The following is a 21,398-nucleotide window of genomic DNA, read 5'->3' on the forward strand; positions in this document are numbered from 1 at the left end:
GAAGCTGGTGCGCCCGGCATGCGCGCGGAGCTGGTGTCTCGAACCGTCGCGTGCAGCGGAGCGACACCGCGCCGTGACGCGCGCTCACTCCAGCAGGAAGTAGCGTGCGTCTCGCTTGATATCGAAATGGAAGTGGTTCGCGTGCGCCTCGTTCGCGTTGGGCGTGAGGACGACGTTGAACAGCCCGCTCGTAGAAATGGCGCAGATCAGCTCCCTCAGCTCGAGCGCGTGGGCGCTGGGCGCCGTCGGCTCCGACCCCGGACCGCACGGCGGCGCGCCGATGGCGCCGAGCCAGTCGGCCTTCACGTCGAGTCGAGTCCCGTCGGCCTTCACGAAGGCAGCCACGTCGATGGCGAGCCCGAGGGCGTGCTGGTTGGGGCGCCCGGGCGCCGCCGCCGGCTTCTTCGCGGCGTGTTCACCCGGCTTCGCCGCCTTGCCGGCGGCCTTCGGGGCCTTCTTGCCTGCCGGCGGCTTCGCGGGCGCTTTCGTCGGCGACACAGCGCCCGCTGGACCGGGCCGGTGCATGCTGAAGTGCACCACCTCGACGATCCCGCGCGTCGCGAGGAAGGCGGCGAGCTCGTCGAGCGCGAGGGCCAGCCGGCAATCGGCGATGTCGAACGGGGAGGCCGACCTGGGCTTCGCCACGCCGTCGCCGCGGAAGGTGACCCCGTGCAACGCGCCCGTGATCCTGATCGGCCGGTCGACCAGCGGGGCGCCGCGCGCCGGGGCGTGCGGGATCCCGCGGCGCCTCATCTCCCTGTCGCACGCGTCCGCCGAGAGCCCTCCGTACGTGGCCGCGCGGGACGAGGCGGACCACTCGGGCAGCTCGAACCGCGCGCCGACCACGTCCCCGCCGCCATCCGCGACGCCGGCCCCGCCGCCATCCGCCAGCGAGAGGGCCTCGCCGCCTTCCAGGCTCGCCCCTGCGTCCGGGAGCGCCGTCGCCGCGCCGGCGGACCCGGACGTCGCCGCAGCTGGATCTCCGGCCTGCGCATCGACCCGCTCCGCCTCGGCGCGGCGCAGGGAGGCAATGCCGAGCGGGGTCAGCAGCGCACCGCCGAGAAACACCGCCCCGAGGGCCAGCGCACGGCGAGAGCGGGAAGGGAGCGCGCTCATCCTCGGCGCAGCTTACCTCCCTCCGGCGTGAGGGAGCACGCCTTGCCGCTGTCCACGGAATTTGCTCGACTCCCGCGATGTCTCACCCCCGCGCCGCGCTCCTTCATCACACCGCCGCCCTCGGGATCGCGCTGGCCGCGCTGCTCGCGCCCCGCCAGGCCCCGGCGCGCGGCGCGCCGGCCGGCGGCGGGCCAGCGCCGTCTGCGCGCCCCGGCGCGCCCTCGCTCGTGACCGAGGCCGAGCGGACCGGCTTCCGGCGCACGGGTCGTTATGCCGAGGTCGAGCGGCTATGCCGCGCCTTCGAGGAGGCCTATCCGGGCCGCGCCCGCTGCATCCGTTTCGGCACGACGCCCGAGGGCAGGCCCATGCTCGCCATCGCCGCCTCCGACGACGGCACGCTCGACCCCGCGGCGGCGCGGGCGAAGCGGCGCCCGGTGATCCTGTTCCAGGGCGGCATCCACGCCGGGGAGATCGACGGCAAGGACGGCGGCTTCTGGGCGCTCCGCGAGCTGCTCGACGGCGCGATGGCGCCCGGCGCCCTCGCGGCGGCCACGGCGGTGTTCGTGCCGGTGTTCAACGTCGACGGCCACGAGCGGTTCCGTCGAAACCAGCGGCCCAACCAGCGCGGCCCCGAGGAAATGGGCTTCCGTGTCACCGCGCAGAACCTCAACCTGAACCGCGATTACATGAAGGCCGAGGCGCCCGAGATGCGGGCGATGCTGGCGCTCCTCGACGCCTGGGATCCGGTGGTCCAGGTCGACCTGCACACGACCGACGGCGCGAAGTTCCAGCACGACATCGCGGTGGTCGTGGAGCCCTCGGTGCCTCACCCCGGCGGGCTCGACGCCGTGGCGCGCGCCCTCTCGGGGGAGCTCCAGGCGCGCCTCACGGCGCTCGGTCACCTGCCGCTCCCGTTCTATCCGGCCTTCCGCGAGGACGACGATCCCTCGTCGGGGATCTCCACCGAGCCGGGGCCGCCGCGCTTCTCGCAGTCCTACAGCGCCGCCCGCAACCGCATCGGCGTGCTCGTCGAGACGCACAGCTGGGCCACCCACGCCGAGCGCGTGCGCGCGGTCCACGACCTCCTCGCCGCGCTCTTCGAGCGCGTCTCCTCCGGTTCCGGCGCGGGCGCGCTCCAGGCCGCGGCCGAGCGCGCGGACGCCGCGAGCGCGCGCCTCGCCGGCGCCCCGTTCGCCCTCACGCACCGCGCGGGGCCGGTCTCGCGCATCTTCCCGTTCCGCGGCTTCGCTTACGAGAAGCGCGCCTCGGAGATCTCGGGCGGCACGTGGACCCGTTACGACGAGTCTCGCCCGGAAGTCTGGCGCGTGCCGCTGTTCGACCGCATCCAGCCGGACCTGACGGTCACCGCGCCCGAAGCCGGCTATGTCATCCCGGCGGCGTACGCGGCCTGGGTGGCCGACAAGCTGCGCCTGCACGGCGTGCGTTACCAGGTCCTCCCCGCGGCTCGCCCCGGCTTCGCCGTCGAGGCGTTCCGGGCCGACACGGTGACGTTCGAGCGGTCCTTCGAGGGTCGGACGCCCGTGGAGCTCCAGGGCGCCTTCCGGCCGGAGCGGCAGGATCTTCCGGCCGGCTCCCTGTTCGTTCCCATCGCGCAGCCGCGGGCGCCGGTCGTCCTGCACCTCCTCGAGCCGCTCGCGCCCGACTCCCTCGTCGCCTGGGGCTTCTTCAACGCCTCCTTCGAGCGCAAGGAGTACATGGAGGCCTACGTCGCCGAGGAGGAGGCGCGCCGCATGCTCGCCGCGGATCCGGCGCTGCGCAGCGAGTTCGATGCGCGCCTGCGCGATCCTGCGTTTGCGAAGGACGCAAAGGCTCGTCTCGATTTCTTCTACAAGCGTCATCCATCCTGGGACGAGCGCGTGAATCTCGTCCCGGTGTTCCGCGTCGCCGCGCCGCCGCTCCCGGGGCCGCCCTCCGCCGGCGCAATGCGAGGAGGGCCGTCCCCCGCCGCCGCGCCGTCGTGAAGCGGCAGCCTGGATGCTCGGGATTCTTCAGCGAGGGCGCGACGGCGCGAGTTCCGAAGGCGCGCCGGGGCCACGAGCCTCCGTGACAGGCCTCTCCTTCGTTTCGTCTGCTTCGCCTGCAGTCCGGCTCTGGTCGAATGTCCGTGAGCCCCACAGGCCTCACATCATTCGATGGATTCCGGCCAGTCTGCGGCGCCGCGCCGGGCGAGGGGGCGCCGCGCGGGTTGCGCGGAGCGCGCCGCCATCGCATGCTCGTCACGACATGTCGGCCGGCGTGCGACAGCGGTGACGCGCGCGCGCCGGCGACGACGCACGGCGATGTGATGTCGCCTGACGGCGAAAGGGGGGGACGATGTTCCTGCGATGGGCGTTCGGCTTTTGTTCGGCGTTTTTCTTCGCTTTTCCTGCGCTGGCGCAGAATACGCGGATCGCGAACTTCACCTATGCTGGCAGCGGCTGCCCTGTCGGCTCCGCTGCGGGGGTGATCTCGCCTGATCAAAAGGCCTTGACCGTCATCTTCGACCAGTTCGAGGCGCACACCGGCCCGGGCATCGGCCGCGCCGCGAACCGCGCTTTCTGCCAGCTGGCCGTGGATCTGCGGTTCGATCCGGGGTGGCAAGTCGCGGTCTTCGACGCCACGTACCGGGGGTTCGCCGACCTGGAGGCAGGCGTCCAGGGGCTCCACGAGACATCGTATTACTTCTCGGGGTCGCCGCTCACCTCGGGGCCGCTCACCTGGAGCATGATCGGACCGTTCACGAACAACTTCTCGCGCACGGACACCTTCACGACCTCGGTCTGGTCCGAGTGCGGCACCGTGCGGCCGCTCAACATCAAGACGAGCCTCTATGTCACGAACCGGCTTGCGCCGTCGAGCTCCGGGGTGTTGACCAACGACACGACCGACGTCCAGGTCCGCATCGAGTACGGCCTCATGTTCCGGCCCTGTCCCGGCCCCTGAGGTCGGCAGGGCGCCCGGCGAGCCTGGCGCGGCGGTGCCGCGCCGGGCTCGCTCACGCCGTCAGGCAGCCGGCCGACGACCCTTGCATCGGCACGATGGCCATGATCTCCCCGGTGTCCCCGAAGATCAGGAGCCGCGCGACGATGGCCTCCTTGCCTGTGCCGCACAGGGGCAGGAGCGCGAGCCGGACCGCTGGCCCGTTGCCCCCCTCGAACTTGAGGGCGAGCAGCTGTTTGTCGTCGCACTCCTCGAGGAGCTCCACGTCCGCCTCGATCTGGACCGGCGCCACCCGCGTGCACGCCTTGGCCTCGCCGAAGCTGTCCACCGTGCAGCGGTTGGGATCGAGCGAGATACAGACCCGAGGCGAGCCCTGTCCGCCCACCGTGGTGATCTGGATCTGATGAACCGCAATCCCCTTCTGGAGCGGGATGGGCTCCACGAGATAGCCTGTTTCCAGCCGCAGATTCTTGATTTTCATCGGACCCCCGCCTCTCGGCCGTGCGTCCCGCGATCTCCGCCCATCGCGGCGCCGCGGCGGCGCGCCTGCTTCCAGGAGAAGCACCGGTTGTGCCGGCGCGCGCGCGCGGAGCCCGCACGCGCGCCCTGCTCCACCATCGCGCTCGGCGGAGCGCCGTAAGCCGCCGCGCCGCCCGCTCGTCGAGGCTCAGACGAGCCCGAACTTGTAGGTATCAAGGAGCCTGGCGAGGAGCGCGGCGTTCGCCGGATCCACGAGGGAGCCGAGCCGGGTCACCTCGAGCTCCGCGCTGACGCGCTCGAAGAGGGCGGCGCAGATGCGGGTCGGATCGTGGCGCGCGGCGTACGCGATGCCGTCGGGTCGCCTCGGGTGGTCATGGATCGCGCGCGCCCAGCGGTTGGCGGCCCGATAGGACTCCCCCGACGTGAGGCGGGCGTCGGCCCCGAGGCGCGCGAGCCCCGCTCCCGTGAGGTTCACGAGCCGCAGCGGCCGCCGCGGCGCGATGCGCGCGAGCCCCCGCGCGGCGAGCTCGCTCTGCTCCACGAAGCGCACGCCGGTCGCGTGGCCGAACACCTCGATGAACGCGCAGCGCGCGTCCTTGCCGGCGTACAGCACGCCGAACTCGCCGTCCGGCGCGTCGAAGCGGTTGTCGCCCGAGCGACCGAAGTGCATCGGATCGCGCGTGAGCCAGTGGATCCGGAACCAGCTCCTCCGGAAGATCGCGATGGGGAGCGGCGACGCCGCGAGGTCGAGGGGCGGGTCCGGATGGGCCTCGAGCGTTGTCTTCATGGCGACTCTGTTCCGCACGGACGAGCGACAGGACGGTCGACGCGCTCGACGTCCAGCACGTGCTCCGAACCCGCGTGTCCGGCGTTCTTTGCGCGGAGCGCATTCGCCCGGATCCCTGGCGAGCGCGACGCCCTCGTCATCGCGGCGCGTTCTCAGGCCGCGCCTTGCTCACCGAAGGTGCGCGCGGCGAGCCGCACGGGGTCCAGCTCGCCGCGGCGGAGCCAGTCGAGCGGCCGCTCGCCGTCGAGCCGGAGGTTGCCAGAGAGGAAGAAACGGATCTTCGCCAGCGGGGGGTGCTCGTCGAGGAGGGCCAGGATCTCCTCCATTCCCGGCAGCAGGCCCTCGTCCGCGAACTGCCATGCGGGGTAGAGGTGGCCACGACCGCCGATGCTGACGGCCAGCAGCCTTCCGGCGGCGCGCCGCGCTTCGATCGCCTGGGGCGAGAGGTGCAGCCCCTCGCCGACCTCGTCGGCGGTGAGCGTGCCCCCTTCGGCCGCGAGGAGCGTGTCCCTCGCCTGCAGGCCGCGGAGGCGGGCCGGCATGAGCGGATCCGCAGCGGAAAAGAGGCCGACGGCGCTCGGCTGCGTCAGCGCCGTCACCAGGGCATCCGCGTTGCTTGGCGACGCGACCACCTCGCCAAGCTCGCTCTGATCGAGCCGCTCCGCGACCTGGGTGAGCGCGTCGATGCCGCGCGCCAGGAACTGGACCCGCAGCGGCTCACCGTCGTACTGGTGGAGTCGCTCTGCAATTTCCGCCAGCGCGCTGGAGTCCCGATCCTTAGCCATGGCCGACCCAGTGGACGATGCAGCGCGCGCGCAACGCCGTCAACCAAGCGCGCGCCGCCTTTCTGCGTGATTACGACCATGCTGAACGGAACGTCAGTGAAAACCATTCCCGGTATCGCTGGTGTCGTTCTTCTTCGGTGAGCTCACCGGGTCCTGAGTTTGTCGGGGGCGTCGGGAATCGGGAAGAGGATCAGAGCCCGATCTGTTTCAGCATCGCGCTGGTGATCGACTGGCGCACGCTCGTGAGCTCCGCCCACGGGTCGCGGATCGTGGCGAGGCGCTGCGGCACGGTCTCGATGGTGAACGAGGCGGGATCGAGCGGCGCGTCGAGCTCGTCCCACGCGAGCGGGGTCGCGACGGCCGCGCCGGGGCGCGCCCGCGTCGAGTAGGGCGCCACCGCGGTGGCGCCGCGCCCGTTCCGCAGGTAGTCGACGAAGACCTTGCCGGTGCGCTTCGCCTTCGACATCGTCGCGGTGTACCTCGCCGGATCGAGGCGCACGAGCGCGTCGGCCACGGCCTTCGTGAACGCCTTCACCTCGTCCCAGCCCCTGCGCGGCGCTATCGGGACCACGACGTGGAGGCCTTTGCCGCCGGTCGTCTTGACGAAGCTCTGCAGGTCCAGCGACGAAAGGAGGCGCCGGGCCGTCCTCGCGGCGTCCGCCACGCGCTCCCACGGGAGATCCGGCGCTGGATCGAGGTCGAACACCATCCTGTCGGGCTGCTCGATCCGGTCCACGCGGCTCCCCCAGAGGTGCACCTCGAGCGCCCCCATCTGGACCAGCGACACGAGCCCTTCGGCGGTTTCGATATAGAGATAGGTGCGCTCGCCGTCGTCCTCCTCGACGGCCATCCGCTGGATCGCCTCGGACAGCCCCTCGGCCTCGTGCCTTTGAAAGAAGCATGGCTTGCCCTGGCCCGCTGGGCAGCGGACCAGCGTGAGCAGCCGCTTCTCGGCGTGGGGCAGCATGTGCTCGGCGATCTGTTCGTAATACCGGGCCAGAGCGAGCTTCGTGATCCCCTGCGCGGGATAGAGCACCTTGTCGGGGTTGGTCAGCGGCACCCCGGCGAGATCGACCCGCCCTGCGCCGCTGCTCCGGCCCCCGCGCGCGGCCTTGCCCCCCGTCGTGCTCGCGGTCCTCCTCGGCGCCGCGCCGGTCGCTCTGGTTGGCGCCGCATCCGCGGCTCGGCTCGGCGTCGCGCCCGCCGCCTCGCCGGGCGGCGATCGCGGCGGCGGCTGTTCGCGCTCGACGGTGACCGACTCCGGGGTGCGGTCCTCGCGGAGCCCTTCGAAGGAGGGGTGTCGCAGCCGTCCGTCGCGCGTCCACGCGGAAAAGCGGACCTCCGCGACGAGCCTGGGCTCGACCCAGCGCGCGCCCCGCATGCGCGGCGCCCCTGAACACGCCGGCGTGGAGCGTACGATCGACTCGAGGCGGCCGCGCAGGGTCGTCAGCGTCTTGCTCGTGAAGCCCGTGCCGACCTTGCCGGCGTAGGCGAGCTTGCCTGATCGGTTCACGCCGACGAGGATCGCCCCCAGCCCTTTCCGGGCGCCGGACGGCTCGGTGAATCCGACGATCACGAACTCCTGGCGCCGGCCGCACTTCACCTTGAGCCAGCTGTCGCCGCGCCCGCTTCGGTAGGGAGCCTCCGGGCGCTTCGCGATGACGCCCTCGATCCCGAGCTCGCACGCGTGCTGGACGACGGCCAGGCCGTCCTCCGCGACGTGCTCTGTGTAGCGGAGCGTCCCTTCCTCGGGCGCTTCCGCGAGCAGCGCCTTGAGCGCCCGCTTGCGGGTGAGCTGTGTACACCCGCGGAGATCGCGGCCGTCGAGGTAGAGCAGGTCGAAGGCGAAGTACATCAGGCGCCCCTCGCGGCTGCCATTCCCGTCGCTGAGCGCATTCTGGAGGGCCTGGAAGTCGGTCACGCCGTCCGGCCTCACAACGACGATCTCGCCGTCCAGCACGGCCTCCCGCGCAGGCAGCTGGGCGAGGTCGTCGCGCACGCCCGCGAACCGCTCGGTCCAGTCCTGGCCGCGGCGGGTCAGGAGCGTCACGCGACCCCCGCTGAGCTTCGCGAGCATGCGATAGCCATCGAGCTTGACCTCGTAGAGCCACCCCTCGCCCGGGGGTGGCTCGGTGACGAGCGTCGCGAGCTGGGGCTCGATCTCTCCCGGGAACGGCCCCTTCCGGGCGCCTTCGAGCGCATCCGCGTAGGTCAGCGTCGGGCGCGGGATCGCCGCGGTCGCGTCCGCCTCTCCCGTCGCCGCGGACGAGCGCTGGATGTCCACGTCGGCCGCCGTTCCGCCGCGTTTGCGGCGGGCGATGAGGGTTGCTGGTCGCACCGCTTGAGTCCGCCGCGCGGTGCCCTGCGCTTTCCTTTGTCCGGCTATCATGATGCCACCGTCTCTTTTTGTGGAAAAAGCAATTCCGATACCGCAATGGCATCTTCGTCTGCCGGTGATTTCCCGCTCCCAGGCCGTGGCGCAGCCGGCTGAGCTCGGCACGCGCGCCCCAGCCTGCGGCGATCTGCCACGCACGCATCCTCACCCCTGGCGGGCCAACCGCAGCTCTGCGCAGCGGAAGCTCCTCGGATCCCGGGTGCACAGGCTCCCGCGCAACATCCGAGTTTCCACGCCTGCCACGGCGTCTGAAATGAACAGGTGCGCAGGACCGCAGCAGTGGCTTTAGATCAAGGAAGGACGGACTCGGGGAAATCGGCGATAGAACGCGCGCGGCGACGATGGTGATACGCGTTATCGCCGCTGTGATCGTTGGATGGTCGTTCCGGACAGCGTGGACGGGTCAAGCGCTGCCGTAAGGGGCGAGCGACAGGGGTACGCCCGGTGCCGGACCGAGCTACTGCAGCGCCTCGGAGGCGCTCGTCGCGGTGATGGCCTGGTCGTGCCACCGCTCCAGGGTCGCCAGCTCGACGCACGCCTCGATGCGAGCGTCGTCCAGCGGGCTCAGCGCGAGTTGCCGGCGAGCGATCACACGTCGCAAGGCGGCGCGGGCCTCGGCCAGACGTCCCTTGCCGATGCCCCTCTCGACGAGCCGCTCCTGGACCTGTGGGCTCGCTTCGAGAAGCACCTCGAGGATGCGCTGCCGCCGGGCCTCCACCTCCGGGTCCTCGGCCTTGCCGAACCTCCACAGGAGCTCCTCTCGGGTCGTCGCTGACATCGCCAGGTACTCTAGCATGGCCAGCACCCACTCGATGGGCCGACGTCCGGCTACCCACCGGCCGAACTCGTCGAGGGCTCGCCCGGAACGGGCGACCAGGAAAGCGATCAGCTCGTCACGGAGGGGGAGCTCGTTCGCCGCGACCCACAGCACCCAGTGCCCGAGCGGCTCCACGCGGTAGCAGCCGGGCGCGAACCGCGTGGGCGCGTACACCCGTTGCAGCCACTCCGGCACGTGCGGAGCGACCAGCCAGAGCGGCTCGTGGCCCACCCAGGGCGGCGCCTCCTCCTCCTGCTCGACCCGCTGCAACTGCCTCGCCTGCCGCCGCAAGAGGGCTCGCTCTATCGCCTTCCGATCCACGTGATCCCCGGCGAGCTTCAGCTCGACCATCACCTCCTCGTGACCACGCGCCTCGGGCCAAGGCGCTGTCAGCTCCACCAGGAGAGCCGGGCGGTGGATCAGGAGCAGGCCATCGCACTGCACCTTCTCGAGCCGGATCTCCGGTGGGTCCTGCCAGGTGATGGCGCCTCCAGTGAGGCGCTCCGTCTCTTCGGCGAACGTTCGTTTGGCGAACAGGTCCGGTTGACCCATCGCGCAGCGCGGTAGCAGAGGACGATCGCTGGAGCCAGGGTCAATCGCAGCTCAACGAGATCCGGTGGCCGCCTTTCTCACCAGCACTCGTAATCTATATGCCCAAGGCCGCCCCGTGACGAATTCTCAAATGAAGACGCCCCGGTCTCCGTAATACGCGTCTCCGTACCGACAGCTCGCGCGCCCCCGACACGCCACCCCTCATTGCGCGGGCGGCTCGCTCCAGTAACGCACCAGATCAGGCAGGGCGGTCTCCGCCATGCGGGTGAGGTGCCTCACGTGATCTGGCTTCTGGGTGCCCGGATAGCCGCGGACGTGGAACGCGCCCCTGTGCGCCTCGGAGAGGGGGGCGAACCGGAGCTTCGCCTCGCTCGCCTCCCCGGTCAGGTCGTAGATCGCCTGCTCGTCCGCGCCCGGGCCCGGGGTGCGCTGCGCGCCCGTGAGCTTGAGGAGGGCGTCCGTGCTCTCGTGGGTGCCGGCGTAATCGCCGTTCGGGGTGATCTCCGAATGGGTGATCGACATCAGCTTCTTGCCCTCGGCCGCCAGCTCGGCGAAGCGGCTGAACGGCTTGAGGCGCTCCATGTCCAGGCTGTGGTCGAGCGGCATGTAGCCGGTGTGAATGCCATCCAGGAGAAGCACGGCGTCCACCTTGTCGGTGAACCCCGGCTGGTTCAGGAGCCCGCGAACCGCGCCGTACCCGGCGCTGAACGCCGAGAGGGCGACGCGCCGGAGACGGGCGCCGCGCAGCCCGCGCGCCTCGAGCGCCACCTGCGCCTTCGCCATCAACGCCGGCAGATAGGAGCGGATCGAGAACTGGGTCTCGTACGCCCCGGAGCTGATACCCAGATTGACGATCATCACAACCGCGTTGAGCCGGGCGCGATCGAACCCCGCCTGCACAACGTCGTTGACCCCGTGGAAGTGGATCACCAGATCGTACGCCCCATCTGCCGACGCGAAGCCCGCGGGGATGGTGATGATCCCGTCTGGGATGGGGATCACCGCGGTTCGATCGAGCGTCGCGTCGGCACGATCGGCGGCAGCGAGGGCCGGCGCCGCCGTTGCTGGCGTCGCCTGGAGCGGCGCGGCCGTTTCGGCCTTCGCCTCGACCCGCGCCGCCACCCCCGTTGATCGCAAGACGGCCGCGGCGGCCGCGGCAGGCTGGAGCGCCGAGCCCGCGCGGAGATCGAAGCCCGCCGCGCCGAGCTGCATCGAGACGAGCGCGCCCACCACCGCCGCGAAGCCCAGACCGGCACCCGCGCTCAAGGCGATCAGGCGCGACGTGGAACGCCGCGTCGGAGATGCCATGACCGGAGCCGGCGATTCGAACGGCATCGCCATGCCCCCAATCGACGCCGGCGGACGACGGAAAATTAAAGTGGGCTCGTCATCGTCATGCGGCAGTTGGACCTCCGCGCAAGGGGGCTCAGCGGGGAACATGTCAGCGATGATGCGAGGCCTATGCCACTTATGGCAAGAGCTAAAATTCTTCATGATAGGTTCGCATGCGCATGCGTCAAGGAAGTGGACCTGGTCCGACGTAGTCCCATGGTGGTTCATCGATTGCCCAGGGAAGCGCCCAGGGAAGCACCTTGCCCGCTCGCTCGCGCACGTGGCCCCACGATTCGTGAGCGCTCGTGAGCACCTGTCAGCCGTCCGTGCTCCAACGTGGCACGGCGTGGTACGACGTGAATTATCAAGCGCCAGCAGATCAGAAATGACGCGTTCCGGCAAAATCTCTCATGAATTGGCCACTATACACCGCCGCCTTGGTCGCGCTGCGTCATCGCCTGTGCCTCATGGGAACTCGGGACGCCCGAGCGCCGGCGCGGTGGGGTCGAGGCCGTGCCGAAGCAGGCCAGTCCGCCCTCCGAGGATGATCTGGATGGCTCCCGCGCTTCGCGCGGAGCGCGTAATCGACTTCGCGCCATCCACCGCACGATCGCTCATGGCCGGACTGACCTCCATGCGCCGGGGTGTCTCGCCGGTCCCTGCACGTCGACCGTTGCACGTCCAACGGTTCACCGGGAGGGCGCGCTGAGCGCGGCGCGCGCCCGGCGGGCGATCTGGCGCGACAGGTGCCGCCCCGACGTCAGCGACGGACGGACGCTGCGCTGCGCTCTGGAAATACGGCGCGACCGAGGCGCGGCGCACGTGGACCTTGACAGCGAGGGGCGCCTCTGGATCTCCTCTTTCCTCCCCACTCACCCGCACGGGCCCCCATGACCAGCTTCCCCCGCGTCTACGACGACAACACCCAGAGCATCGGCCGCACGCCGCTCGTGCGCATCCGCCGCGTGATCGACGGCGCGCGCGCGACCGTGCTGGCGAAGATCGAGGGCCGCAACCCGGCGTACTCGGTCAAGTGCCGCATCGGCGCGGCCATGGTCTGGGACGCCGAGCAGCGGGGCGTGCTCGGCCCAGGCAAGGCGATCGTCGAGGCGACCAGCGGCAACACCGGCATCGCGCTGGCCTTCGCCGCCGCCTCGAGGGGGCTCGAGTGCGTGCTCAGCATGCCCGAGACGATGAGCATGGAGCGGCGCAAGGTGCTCGTCGCCCTCGGGGCCAAGCTCTTGCTGACGCCGGGCCCCAAGGGGATGAACGGCGCGATCGCCAAGGCCGAGGAGCTGGCCGCCTCCGACCCTGGCCGGTACGTGCTGATGCGGCAGTTCGAGAACCCGGCGAACCCCGCGATCCACGAGACCACCACCGGCCCCGAGATCTGGGACGACACCGGCGGCAACGTCGACGTCCTCGTCTCGGGCGTGGGCACCGGCGGCACGATCACCGGCGTCAGCCGCTACTTCGAGCGCGGCCGCGGCCGCGCCCTCCACTCCGTCGCCGTGGAGCCGGTCCACTCGCCGGTCATCTCGCAGACGCTGGCCGGCCAGCCGCTCACCCCGTCCCCGCACAAGATCCAGGGCATCGGCGCCGGCTTCGTCCCCAAGAACCTCGACATCTCCTTCGTGGACCAGGTCGAGACGGTCTCGAACGAGGAGTCCATCGCCATGTCCCGGCGCCTCGCGTCCGAGGAGGGCATCCTCTGCGGCGTCTCCTGCGGCGCGGCCATGGTCGCGGCGGGCCGGCTCGCGAAGGATCCCAAGTGGGAAGGAAAGACCATCGTGGTCATCCTCCCGGACGCCGGAGAGCGGTACCTCTCGGGGCCGCTCTTCGAAGGCATGTTCTCCGAGGTCGAGGCCATGAAGGCCTCGTGAGGTCGACGTGAGCAAGAAATGTGATGCTGCCCCCTCCGAGGCGTCGGCCGACCTGCACGGCATCGTCGACGCGCTGATCGCGAGCTACCGGGCGGATGCGCGCGGGCATCACATCAACAAGCGCTTCACCCCGTCGCGCCAGGAGATCACCGAGATCATCGATCTCCTGCTCCAGATCTTCTACCCGGGCTATCACGGGCGGCAGGACCTGTCGGACGAGGATCTGCTCTACCACGTGGGCACCCTGGTCTCGACGCTGCGGGACAAGCTGGAGCGGCAGATCGAGCGCTGTCTGTGCTTCCAGGACGAGACCGTCGACGCGGGCCGCCTCGACGTCCCGAGGTGCCGGCAGCGGGGGCGCGACGTGGCGCGGATGTTCATCGCCCGGCTGCCGGAGGTCCGGCGGCGCCTCCTGCTCGACGTGCAGGCGGCCTACGACGGTGATCCGGCGGCGGCCTCGATGGACGAGGTCATCCTGGCCTATCCGGGCCTCCTCGCCGTGACGGTGCACCGGGTCGCGCACGAGCTCTATCAGCTCGGCGTGCCGCTCATGCCCCGGATCATGAGCGAGTGGGCGCACACGAGGACGGGCGCCGACATCCATCCAGGCGCCAACATCGGTGACAGCTTCTTCATCGATCATGCCACCGGCGTCGTGATCGGCGAGACGACCGACATCGGCGAGCACGTCAAGCTCTACCAGGGCGTGACGCTCGGCGCCCTCTCCTTGCCCCAGCACTCGCGGGGCGCGCGCGGCCTGAAGCGCCACCCCACGGTGGAGGACAACGTCACCATCTACGCGAACGCCACGGTCCTCGGCGGCAAGACGGTGCTGGGGCAGGGGAGCGTGGTCGGCGGCTCGGTGTTCCTCACGAAGAGCGTCGCCGGCGGCCAGCGCGTCGCGATCGAGGCCCCGAGGCTGCGCGTCGCGTCGCCGCCCCATGGCACCCCCGCCGTCGGCGGCTCCGAGCTCGACAGCATCCTCGACTTCGACATCTAGAGCGACGGTCACCCGCTTCGGATACGGGCCCACCTCGACGTTTTCGGTGCTCAGCGCACCGGAGTGCGCTTGCGCGCCGAAAACGCCGATCTGGGCCCGTCTCCTGTGCGGGAGACCGCCGCTCTGCATGGTGCAGAGGGGGGCGGAAACCGCTGTAGAGGCCGGGCACCTCTCATCGATCGGAGTGGCCGAGAGGGCGCTCGGGGGCGACGCGGTCGCGGATCGCCTGCTTGAGCTCCTTGGGCTCGGGGAAGCGCCCTTCGACGGCGCGCGAGAAGAGCAGCGCGCCGTCGAGCGTGATGTCGAAGATGCCGCTCGCGCCCGGCGACAGGAGCACGTCGATCTCGTCAGGGAAGGTGATCAGCAGCTCCTGAGCGAGCCAGGATGCGCGCGTGAGCCAGCGGCACTTGGGGCAATACCGGATCGCGACGAGCGGCCGTTGCGGGGCGGGGGCGGTGTCCATCGCAAGATCGTAGCGCGAGCGCGCCGCGGGCGGGCAGGCTCAGACGAGGAACGCCCTGGCGAGCCCAAGGAAGATGAAGAAGCCCATGCTGTCCGTGGTGAACGTGAGCAGGACGCTCGACCCCTGGGCCGGATCGCGGCCCAGGCGCTGGAGCACGAGCGGCACCGCGCACCCGACCATCGCCGCCACCACGAGGTTCAGCTGGATGGCCGCGGCCATCACCAGGCCGAGCGGGACGCTTCCGTAGAGGGCGGCGGCGGCGAGCCCCACGACCGTGCCCCAGACCGCGCCGTTCATCAGGCCGACGAAGAGCTCTTTCTTCAGGAGGTGTCCCGTGTTCGCCCGCGTGAGCCGGTCGAGCGCGAGGCCGCGGATCACGAGCGCCACCGTCTGATTGCCCGTGTTGCCGCCGACGCTCGCCACGATGGGCATCAGCGCTGCCAGCGCCACGAGATCCTGAATGGTGCTCTCGAAGAGGCCGATGACCCGCGAGGCCAGGAATGCCGTGAGCAGGTTGACGAAGAGCCAGAGCCAGCGGTTCTTCGCGCTCGTCCACGCGGGCGCGAAATAGTCCTCCTCTCCCGCGAGGCCCGCGCGCAAGAGCGCCTCGCTCTGGGCCTGCCGCCGCAGGAAGTCCATCACCACATCCACCGTCAACCGGCCGACGAGCTTGCCCCGCTCGTCCACCACCGGCGCGGCGATGAGGTCGTAACGCTCGAACGCCCTGGCCGCGTCGCTCGCGCGCTCCTGGGGCGTGAAGCTCACCACGTCCGTGGACATGATCGCGCTCACCTGCGCGCTCGGCTCGCGGAGCAGCAGGTCCTTGAGCGAGAGCGCGCCGCGGAGCACGTTGCGCGCGTCGACGACGAACAGCGCCTCGGTGTGCGGCGGCAGCTCGCCCCGCCGGCGCACGTCCTCCAGCGCGCCGCCGAGGTCCCGGCCGTCGCGCACCGAGACGAGCTCCGGGCTCATCAGGTGGCCCACCGAGCCGTCCGGGTACGCGATCGTCGACTGGAAGAGCGACTGCTCGCGCGCGTCGAGCGACTGGTACACCTCCGCCACGATCTCCGGATCGACCGACTCGCTGATGTACGCCAGATCGTCCGGATCGAGCTGGCCGAGCAGCGCGACGAGGCGAGGGCGCTCCGTCTCCGCGACGAGCCAGTCGCGGACCGACCACGAGGACTCGAGCAGCACCTGTGCGGCGCGGTAGGGCTCGAGCTCAGCCCACACCACAAGGCGGTCCGCCTGCGGGAGCACCTCGATGATGTGGGCGAGGTCCGCCGGGTGCAGATCCCTGAGCTTCCTCTGCAGCAGGGCGAGATTTTGCCGGTGGACCAGCGCCTCGACGAGCTCTTTGTTCTTGCTCTCCTGCTTGTGCGTCAGCGTCTCGATGACGCGTTGCTTTTCGAGCAGCGTAGTCACCAGGTTCAGGCTCTCTTGCAGTCTCTCCTGGGACCTGGACGTGCTCATGGCGGCTCCGGACGCGGGGGCGCGCCGAGCATAGCCCGGGTCCGCGCGGCCGGGCGTATGCCGCGTGCGGTCGCGCTCGCCGTATTGACCGGACCCCATGGCTCATGGTTCTGTCGCCCCGATGAAGCGCGCGTTCGATTTGTGCGTGGTTGGGCTCTCGCTCGGAGCGATGGCCTGTGGACCGGGCCTGGAACCCGAGGTGGTCGTGCATCCTCCCCGGCCCACTGTCTCGCCGGAGAGCACCGCGACCACGACCAGCGGCGGGTGTCCTGCCATCGGCCACGCCGAGCCGCTCATCGTCGACTGGCTCACGACACGCCGCTCCGATCTCGGGCTCGCGATGAAAGACGGCATCGCCGTCGTCTCCTACGACTGCACGACGCTGAAGCTGCTCGCGCAGTGCAAGCTCCCAGGGAGCTACTCCTTCGCTGGCGTGACCCGGGCAGAAAAAGTAATACAATTAACAAACCCTGCGGAGATGCAGGCGAACGTGCCCTTCGGGGCCCCGGCGCTGAGCACCGCGATCGAGGGCGGCGGCTCGGCCGCGATCGACGTGGCGCTCGTGCCGACGGGGAAGATGGCGACCACGGTGGCCTCCTCCTCCGCGCAGGATCTCTCGGGCAGCTGCGATGGCGCCACGCACTTCGTGCGCGCCGCGCTCCTCGGGGCCTTCGCGATGGCGCCGGGCAGCCGGGGCACGGCGCGAACGGTGGATCAGGTCTTCACGGCGGTCGGGGCGGCCGCGGCGGCGAGCCAGGGTGGCACAACGAGCAAGGAAGGGGAGCTCGACGCCTGCCGGGCCGCGAAGTCCGACGCGCAGGCGCCGACGGAGCGCTGCCATGCGCCGCTGCGCCTGGAGCTCGTCCCGCTGCTCACGAAGAAGGCGGCGGCGGCCGAGGCTCCGGTGAAGCAGGCAGAAGACGAGTTCCCGAAGCTGTCGAGCCCGTGCCCGCTCGGGACGGTGCTGAGCGGAGCGAAGTGCTCCCCGCCTGCGCTCGCGCCAGCGCACCTGTGCGAGCCCACCGACGCCAGAGCCTGCGCGGCGGAGTGCGGGAAGGGCGATGTCGGCAGCTGCTATCACCTCGGGATTCAGCACCTGGGCGGCAAGGATTTTCCGCGCGATGACGCGAGGGCGGCGGAGCTGTTCGAGAAGGCGTGCGGCGCCGGCGTCACGCAGGCCTGCTATGCGAGGGCGAAGCAGCTCCTGCGGGACATGAAGAGCGCCAAGGTCCCCCCGGACGCCGCGGGGCGGGCCAAGGTGCGAGAGTTCGCCGACAAGGCGTGCGAGATGGGCGACGGCTGGGCGTGCTTCAGCGTGGCCGAGTGGTACCTCAGCGAAGGCCCGCAGGCGGTCCTCCCGAAGGACCCGACGCGCGCCGTCGCGTTCCTCCGGCGCGGCTGTGATCTCGGGCACGGGCCGAGCTGCAGCGCGCTGGGCAAGATGCTGGTCGAGGGGAAGCTCGCGGCGAAGGACGTCGGGGTCGCCGTGGGCGTGCTCCAGCGCGCGTGCGAGGGCGGCCAGTCCGAGGACTGCGTCGATCTCGGGGACATCCTGCGCAAGGGGCAGGGCGCGCCGAAGGACGGGGTGAAGGCGATCGTGGCATACGGCAGAGGTTGCAGCCTGGGGGACATGCGCGCCTGCAACGCCGCCGGCGCGGTCTACGCGCAGGGCGACGGTGTTCCGAAGGACGTCGCGAAGGCGTATGCGTTCTTCGAGAAGGGCTGTCCGGAGAAGGGGTTCGGGGCCGAGGCGTGCTTGAGCCTCGCCGGGATGTACGAGAAGGGGAACGGCATTCCGAAGGACATGGCGCGCGCGGCGGCGCTCTATGAGAAGGTGTGTGGCACGGGCGGCTGCCTGCGGGCCGCGGAGATCTGGCAGCGCGGCGACGGCGTGACCGCCGATCCGGAGCGGGCCTACTCGCTCTACGAGAAGGCCTGTACGCAGTGGGGCGAGAAGAGGGCGTGTGAAGCGTTCGGCCCGCTCCTGGAGCGCAAGGACAAGGAGCGGGCTCGGACCTTCTACGCAGATCAGTGCATGCGGACGCAGGACAAGGCGGCATGCGCGGCCCAGAAGCGGCTCGGCGGCGCCCCGCGTTAAAATAGCTTCATCTGACGATCGGCCCCGGCGCGTGATCCCCTCTGCGCCTCGGGCGACGGGCCGACCCGCAGGAGCAGCCGCTCCTCCACCTCGCGCACGAACGGCGATACCTCGGTCTCAACCACCTTGCCGTGCCGCGCGCGTTGCATGGCGCGGGTGAGGAACAACCGCTCTCGCGCCCGCGTCATGCCCACATAAAAGAGCCGGCGCTCCTCGGCGACGTCCGTCTCGTCCCTGCCGGGGAAGCGGAGCGGGAGCAGGCCGTCCTCGCACCCCACGAGGAAGACCACCCGGAACTCGAGCCCCTTGGCCGCGTGGAGCGTCAGCAGCGAGATGCGGTCGGCCCGCGGATCCCACGCGTCGATCTCGGCGCACACCGCGAGCTCGATCAAGAAGCGATCGAGATCGCCGCCGCAGCGCTCCGCGAGCGCGAGGTGCAGCTCCAGCGCCGCGTCGACGTCGGCCTCGCCGAGGACCACCGCGCCCTCCTCGGCCGCGCCCGCGGCGGGTGGAGCGCCGTCGAGCCCGGGCTGCGCGACCTCCTCGCGGAGGCGCGCCGCGGCCGCCTTGAGGCGCGCCGCCAGCGGCCCCGGCGGGGCGCCGGCGACTGCCCGCGCAAGCGCCTCCGAGCCCGCGCGCTCGGCGAGGCGGCGATCCGACCGCCGCTGGAACGGCATCCCCGAGCGGGCGAACGCCTCCCGGAGCCGCTCGGACTGCGCCTCGGTCCGGTAGAGGACCGCGAAATCCGAGAAGGAATACTCGCCGCTCCCGGCAGGATCACCCACCCGCCCGCTATCCATCGAGAAGAACGTGGACCCGCCGAGCATCCGCTCGATCGTGTGGACCACGCGCTCGGCTTCGGCGGCTTCCGTCGGCGACTCGTGGACCGCCACGAGCTCCACGCCGCCCGCGCTCGGCAGGAGCTCCCGCGCGCCGAGCGTCGGTGAGGGCGCGATCACCTGGAGCGCCGCCTCGACGATGGGGCGCGACGAGCGGTAGTTCCGCTTCAAGCGCACAACGTGCGCCGCCGGGAAATCTTGCTGGAAACGGAAGAAGAAGCCCACGTCCGCGCCGCGGAACCCGTAGATCGCCTGATCGGGATCGCCGATGGCGCAGACGTTCCCGCCGGGAGCGACGAGCGTGCGCACCAGCCGGTACTGGCGCTCGTCGATGTCCTGGTACTCGTCGATGGAGAGATACCGGGCGCGCTCGCGCGCCACGGCGAGCGCTCCGCTCTGCTCCTCCAGGAGCAGGACGGCGTGGCCGATCAGGTCGTCGAGGTCGAGGAGCCCGCGCGCGGCGAGCTCGTCCTCGTACACCTTCCACGCGCGATCGACGTGGTGGTCGATCTCGCCGGCGGCCAGCGCCCCGCGCGCGTCGGCGTGACGCGGGTAACGCCGTTTCAGCGCGGCGATGTCGGCGAGCAACCTGGCCGCCCGCCGGTCCGGGACGCCGAGCGCCGCGGCGAGCAGCGCCGTCCGCTCGCGCTCGCCGGCGATCGCGGGCGGCGCGGCCCCCGCGCCCTGCGCGTGCTCGCGGAGCAGGGAGAGGCCGAGCGCGTGGAAGGTCATGGCGGGCACGCGGCCGCCGGCCTCGCCGAGCAGCGCGCCGAGCCGCTCCCGCAGCTCGTCGGCGGCGCGGCGGGTGAAGGTGATCGCGAGGCACTGCTCCGGCGGGACCCCGAGATCGAGGACGAGGTGCGCGATCCGGTGCGTGAGCGTGCGGGTCTTGCCCGTGCCTGGCCCCGCGAGGAGGAGCAGCGCGCCGTCCGTGATCTCCGCCGCGGCCCGCTGCTCCGGGTCGAGCGCGTCGAGCGGCGCCGCGCCGCCCAGCGCAGGCGGCGCGCCGCGGGGCAGCTCGCCGGCCGGCGCCGGGCGAGGCTCCGCGTCGGCGCGGCCGCGGCGCGGAGGGGGGCGTGACGCCGCGGGAGGGCGCGCCCCCGAGGGAGGCGGCCGCGATGGCGCGGCCTCCGGCTGGAAGAGGAGCCCGCCGCCGCGGCGCTGCGCGAGCTCCTCCTGCTGGAAGACCCGGATCGCGCCGTACTCGCCGTCGTAGCCCGCGTCGCGGATCACGCGCCCTTCGCGCATCCGCGCGATCGCCTCGGCGAGCAGGGGCGTGCCGGCGCGCTCGATCTCGTCGAGCGGGGCGTCGCCGAGGAGGAACAGCTCGGGGCCGATGCGCGACAGCACCCCGTCGTAGCTCCGCTGCACGACCTTGCTGGAGGCGCCGACGCCGTGGAGCTCGGCCAGCACCTCGGGCAGCGGCACCAGGTTGCGAAACTCGCTCGCGCCCTCGGGGCGCACGCCCTCGTCGCGATCGGCCAGCTCCTCGACCCGGTGCAGCACGCCCACCGTGACGGGGTGCCCGCACACGGGGCAGGCGAGGGAGAGCGCCCGCGTCTCCGCCGGCGAGAGCACGACATTGCACTTGCGGTGGCCGTCGAGGTGGTATTTGCCCTCTTCCGGGAAGAACTCCACCGTGCCCCCGAAGCCCTGACCGGTCTCCAGGGCGCGCCGGATCGCGAAGTAGTCGAGCGGGGCGTCGAAGGCCGTGGCCTCGCGCCCGAGCTTCGCGGGCGAGTGGGCGTCCGAGCTCGAGACGAGCCGGTACCGATCGAGCCCGGAGATCCGCCAGTTCATCGCAGGATCGGACGAGAGCCCGGTCTCGAGCGCGAAGATGTGCGGCGCGAGATCGCCATAACACTCCTCGACCGCGTCGAAGCCCGCCTTGGAGCCCAGCACCGAGAACCAGGGAGTCCAGATGTGCGCCGGTACGAGGTAGGAGCCCTCGTCGGACTCCAGCACGATCTCGAGCAGGTGGCGCGAATCGAGCCCCAGGATGGGCCGCCCGTCGGCGGTCAGGTTGCCGATCTTGGCGAGCGCGCGGGCGATGCGCTCCGCCGCGTCGAAGCTTGGCGCGTAGAGGAGGTGATGGATCTTCCGCGTCCGATCTCCCTTCTTGTAGATCGTCGAGATCTCCACCGAGAGGACGAAGCGCGTCGCTCCGCGGCACGCCCCGGGGAGCCGCTCCGAGACCGCGCGGCCGAGATCGTCCCGCAGGCGGAAGAGCCCGGGCTCGGCGGGCACGAGGTGCTCGCGGAGCTCGGCCATCCACGCTGGATGGGTGAAGTCCCCCGTGCCCAGCACCGTGATGCCCTTGCGCTGAGCCCAGTAGCTCAGATGCGCGAGGTCGCAATCGCTGCTCGTCGCGCGGGAGTACTTCGAGTGCACATGGAGGTCTGCATAAAAACGCATGGTGTTCCGCCGTGGGGTGTCGT

The 21,398-nt window shown here is 71.1% G+C and carries 15 protein-coding genes; 5 read left to right on the forward strand and 10 right to left on the reverse strand.

The window, feature by feature from the left end:
* Positions 1-84 precede the first annotated feature (84 nt).
* The gene (locus tag WMF29_RS19165) at positions 85-1,116 is read right to left on the reverse strand and encodes an extensin family protein (RefSeq protein WP_437330226.1); all 1,032 of its coding nucleotides are present in this window, start codon (positions 1,114-1,116) and stop codon (positions 85-87) included.
* Positions 1,117-1,193: 77 nt separating this feature from the next.
* Between WMF29_RS19165 and WMF29_RS19170 the strand changes: the two genes are divergently transcribed.
* Both WMF29_RS19170 and WMF29_RS19175 read left to right on the forward strand, forming a co-directional pair.
* Positions 1,194-3,098, forward strand: coding sequence for a M14 family zinc carboxypeptidase (locus WMF29_RS19170; RefSeq protein WP_437330227.1), 1,905 nt, complete (start codon positions 1,194-1,196; stop codon positions 3,096-3,098).
* 352 nt (positions 3,099-3,450) lie between these two features.
* On the forward strand, positions 3,451-4,059 hold the full coding sequence (locus WMF29_RS19175) for a DUF4360 domain-containing protein (RefSeq protein ID WP_437330228.1): 609 nt from the start codon (positions 3,451-3,453) through the stop codon (positions 4,057-4,059).
* 52 nt (positions 4,060-4,111) lie between these two features.
* Here WMF29_RS19175 and WMF29_RS19180 read toward each other — a convergent pair whose 3' ends face one another.
* The 6 genes from WMF29_RS19180 to WMF29_RS19205 all read right to left on the reverse strand — a co-directional run bounded on the left by WMF29_RS19180 (position 4,112) and on the right by WMF29_RS19205 (position 11,312).
* Positions 4,112-4,537, reverse strand: a complete 426-nt coding sequence (locus WMF29_RS19180) for a hypothetical protein (protein ID WP_437330229.1) — start codon at positions 4,535-4,537, stop codon at positions 4,112-4,114.
* A 186-nt stretch (positions 4,538-4,723) separates the two neighbouring features.
* The gene (locus WMF29_RS19185) at positions 4,724-5,323 is read right to left on the reverse strand and encodes an RES family NAD+ phosphorylase (protein ID WP_437330230.1); all 600 of its coding nucleotides are present in this window, start codon (positions 5,321-5,323) and stop codon (positions 4,724-4,726) included.
* 152 nt (positions 5,324-5,475) lie between these two features.
* Complete coding sequence (locus WMF29_RS19190; RefSeq protein ID WP_437330231.1) at positions 5,476-6,108, reverse strand: hypothetical protein; 633 nt, start codon at positions 6,106-6,108, stop codon at positions 5,476-5,478.
* A 190-nt stretch (positions 6,109-6,298) separates the two neighbouring features.
* A complete protein-coding gene (gene ligD / locus WMF29_RS19195) occupies positions 6,299-8,446 on the reverse strand; it encodes a DNA ligase D (protein ID WP_437330232.1) in 2,148 nt (715 codons plus the stop codon).
* A gap of 514 nt (positions 8,447-8,960) precedes the next feature.
* Positions 8,961-9,872: a hypothetical protein gene (locus tag WMF29_RS19200; protein ID WP_437330233.1), complete on the reverse strand. Its 912-nt coding sequence runs from the start codon at positions 9,870-9,872 to the stop codon at positions 8,961-8,963.
* A 201-nt stretch (positions 9,873-10,073) separates the two neighbouring features.
* Complete coding sequence (locus tag WMF29_RS19205) at positions 10,074-11,312, reverse strand: hypothetical protein (RefSeq protein ID WP_437330234.1); 1,239 nt, start codon at positions 11,310-11,312, stop codon at positions 10,074-10,076.
* Positions 11,313-12,094: 782 nt separating this feature from the next.
* Between WMF29_RS19205 and cysK the strand changes: the two genes are divergently transcribed.
* Entirely contained in the window at positions 12,095-13,087 is a 993-nt protein-coding gene (gene cysK / locus WMF29_RS19210; RefSeq protein WP_437330235.1) for a cysteine synthase A, read from the forward strand.
* 7 nt (positions 13,088-13,094) lie between these two features.
* The gene (locus WMF29_RS19215; RefSeq protein ID WP_437330236.1) at positions 13,095-14,087 is read left to right on the forward strand and encodes a serine O-acetyltransferase; all 993 of its coding nucleotides are present in this window, start codon (positions 13,095-13,097) and stop codon (positions 14,085-14,087) included.
* A 172-nt stretch (positions 14,088-14,259) separates the two neighbouring features.
* Here the strand turns inward: WMF29_RS19215 and WMF29_RS19220 are convergent, their stop codons facing one another.
* Positions 14,260-14,550, reverse strand: a complete 291-nt coding sequence (locus tag WMF29_RS19220) for a SelT/SelW/SelH family protein (protein WP_437330237.1) — start codon at positions 14,548-14,550, stop codon at positions 14,260-14,262.
* 39 nt (positions 14,551-14,589) lie between these two features.
* A complete protein-coding gene (mgtE, locus tag WMF29_RS19225) occupies positions 14,590-16,023 on the reverse strand; it encodes a magnesium transporter (protein ID WP_437330238.1) in 1,434 nt (477 codons plus the stop codon).
* A gap of 478 nt (positions 16,024-16,501) precedes the next feature.
* On the opposite strand from mgtE, the gene WMF29_RS19230 reads away from it, so the two are divergent.
* On the forward strand, positions 16,502-18,121 hold the full coding sequence (locus tag WMF29_RS19230; protein WP_437330239.1) for an SEL1-like repeat protein: 1,620 nt from the start codon (positions 16,502-16,504) through the stop codon (positions 18,119-18,121).
* Here WMF29_RS19230 and WMF29_RS19235 read toward each other — a convergent pair.
* Positions 18,118-21,375 (reverse strand): UvrD-helicase domain-containing protein, encoded by a 3,258-nt coding sequence (locus WMF29_RS19235; RefSeq protein WP_437330240.1) that lies wholly within the window; start codon positions 21,373-21,375, stop codon positions 18,118-18,120. The two genes, WMF29_RS19230 and WMF29_RS19235, sit on opposite strands and share 4 nt — an antisense overlap.
* Positions 21,376-21,398 lie beyond the last annotated feature (23 nt).

It is taken from the genome of Sorangium sp. So ce381, assembly GCF_051473845.1.
GTDB lineage: Bacteria > Myxococcota_A > Polyangia > Polyangiales > Polyangiaceae > Sorangium > Sorangium atrum.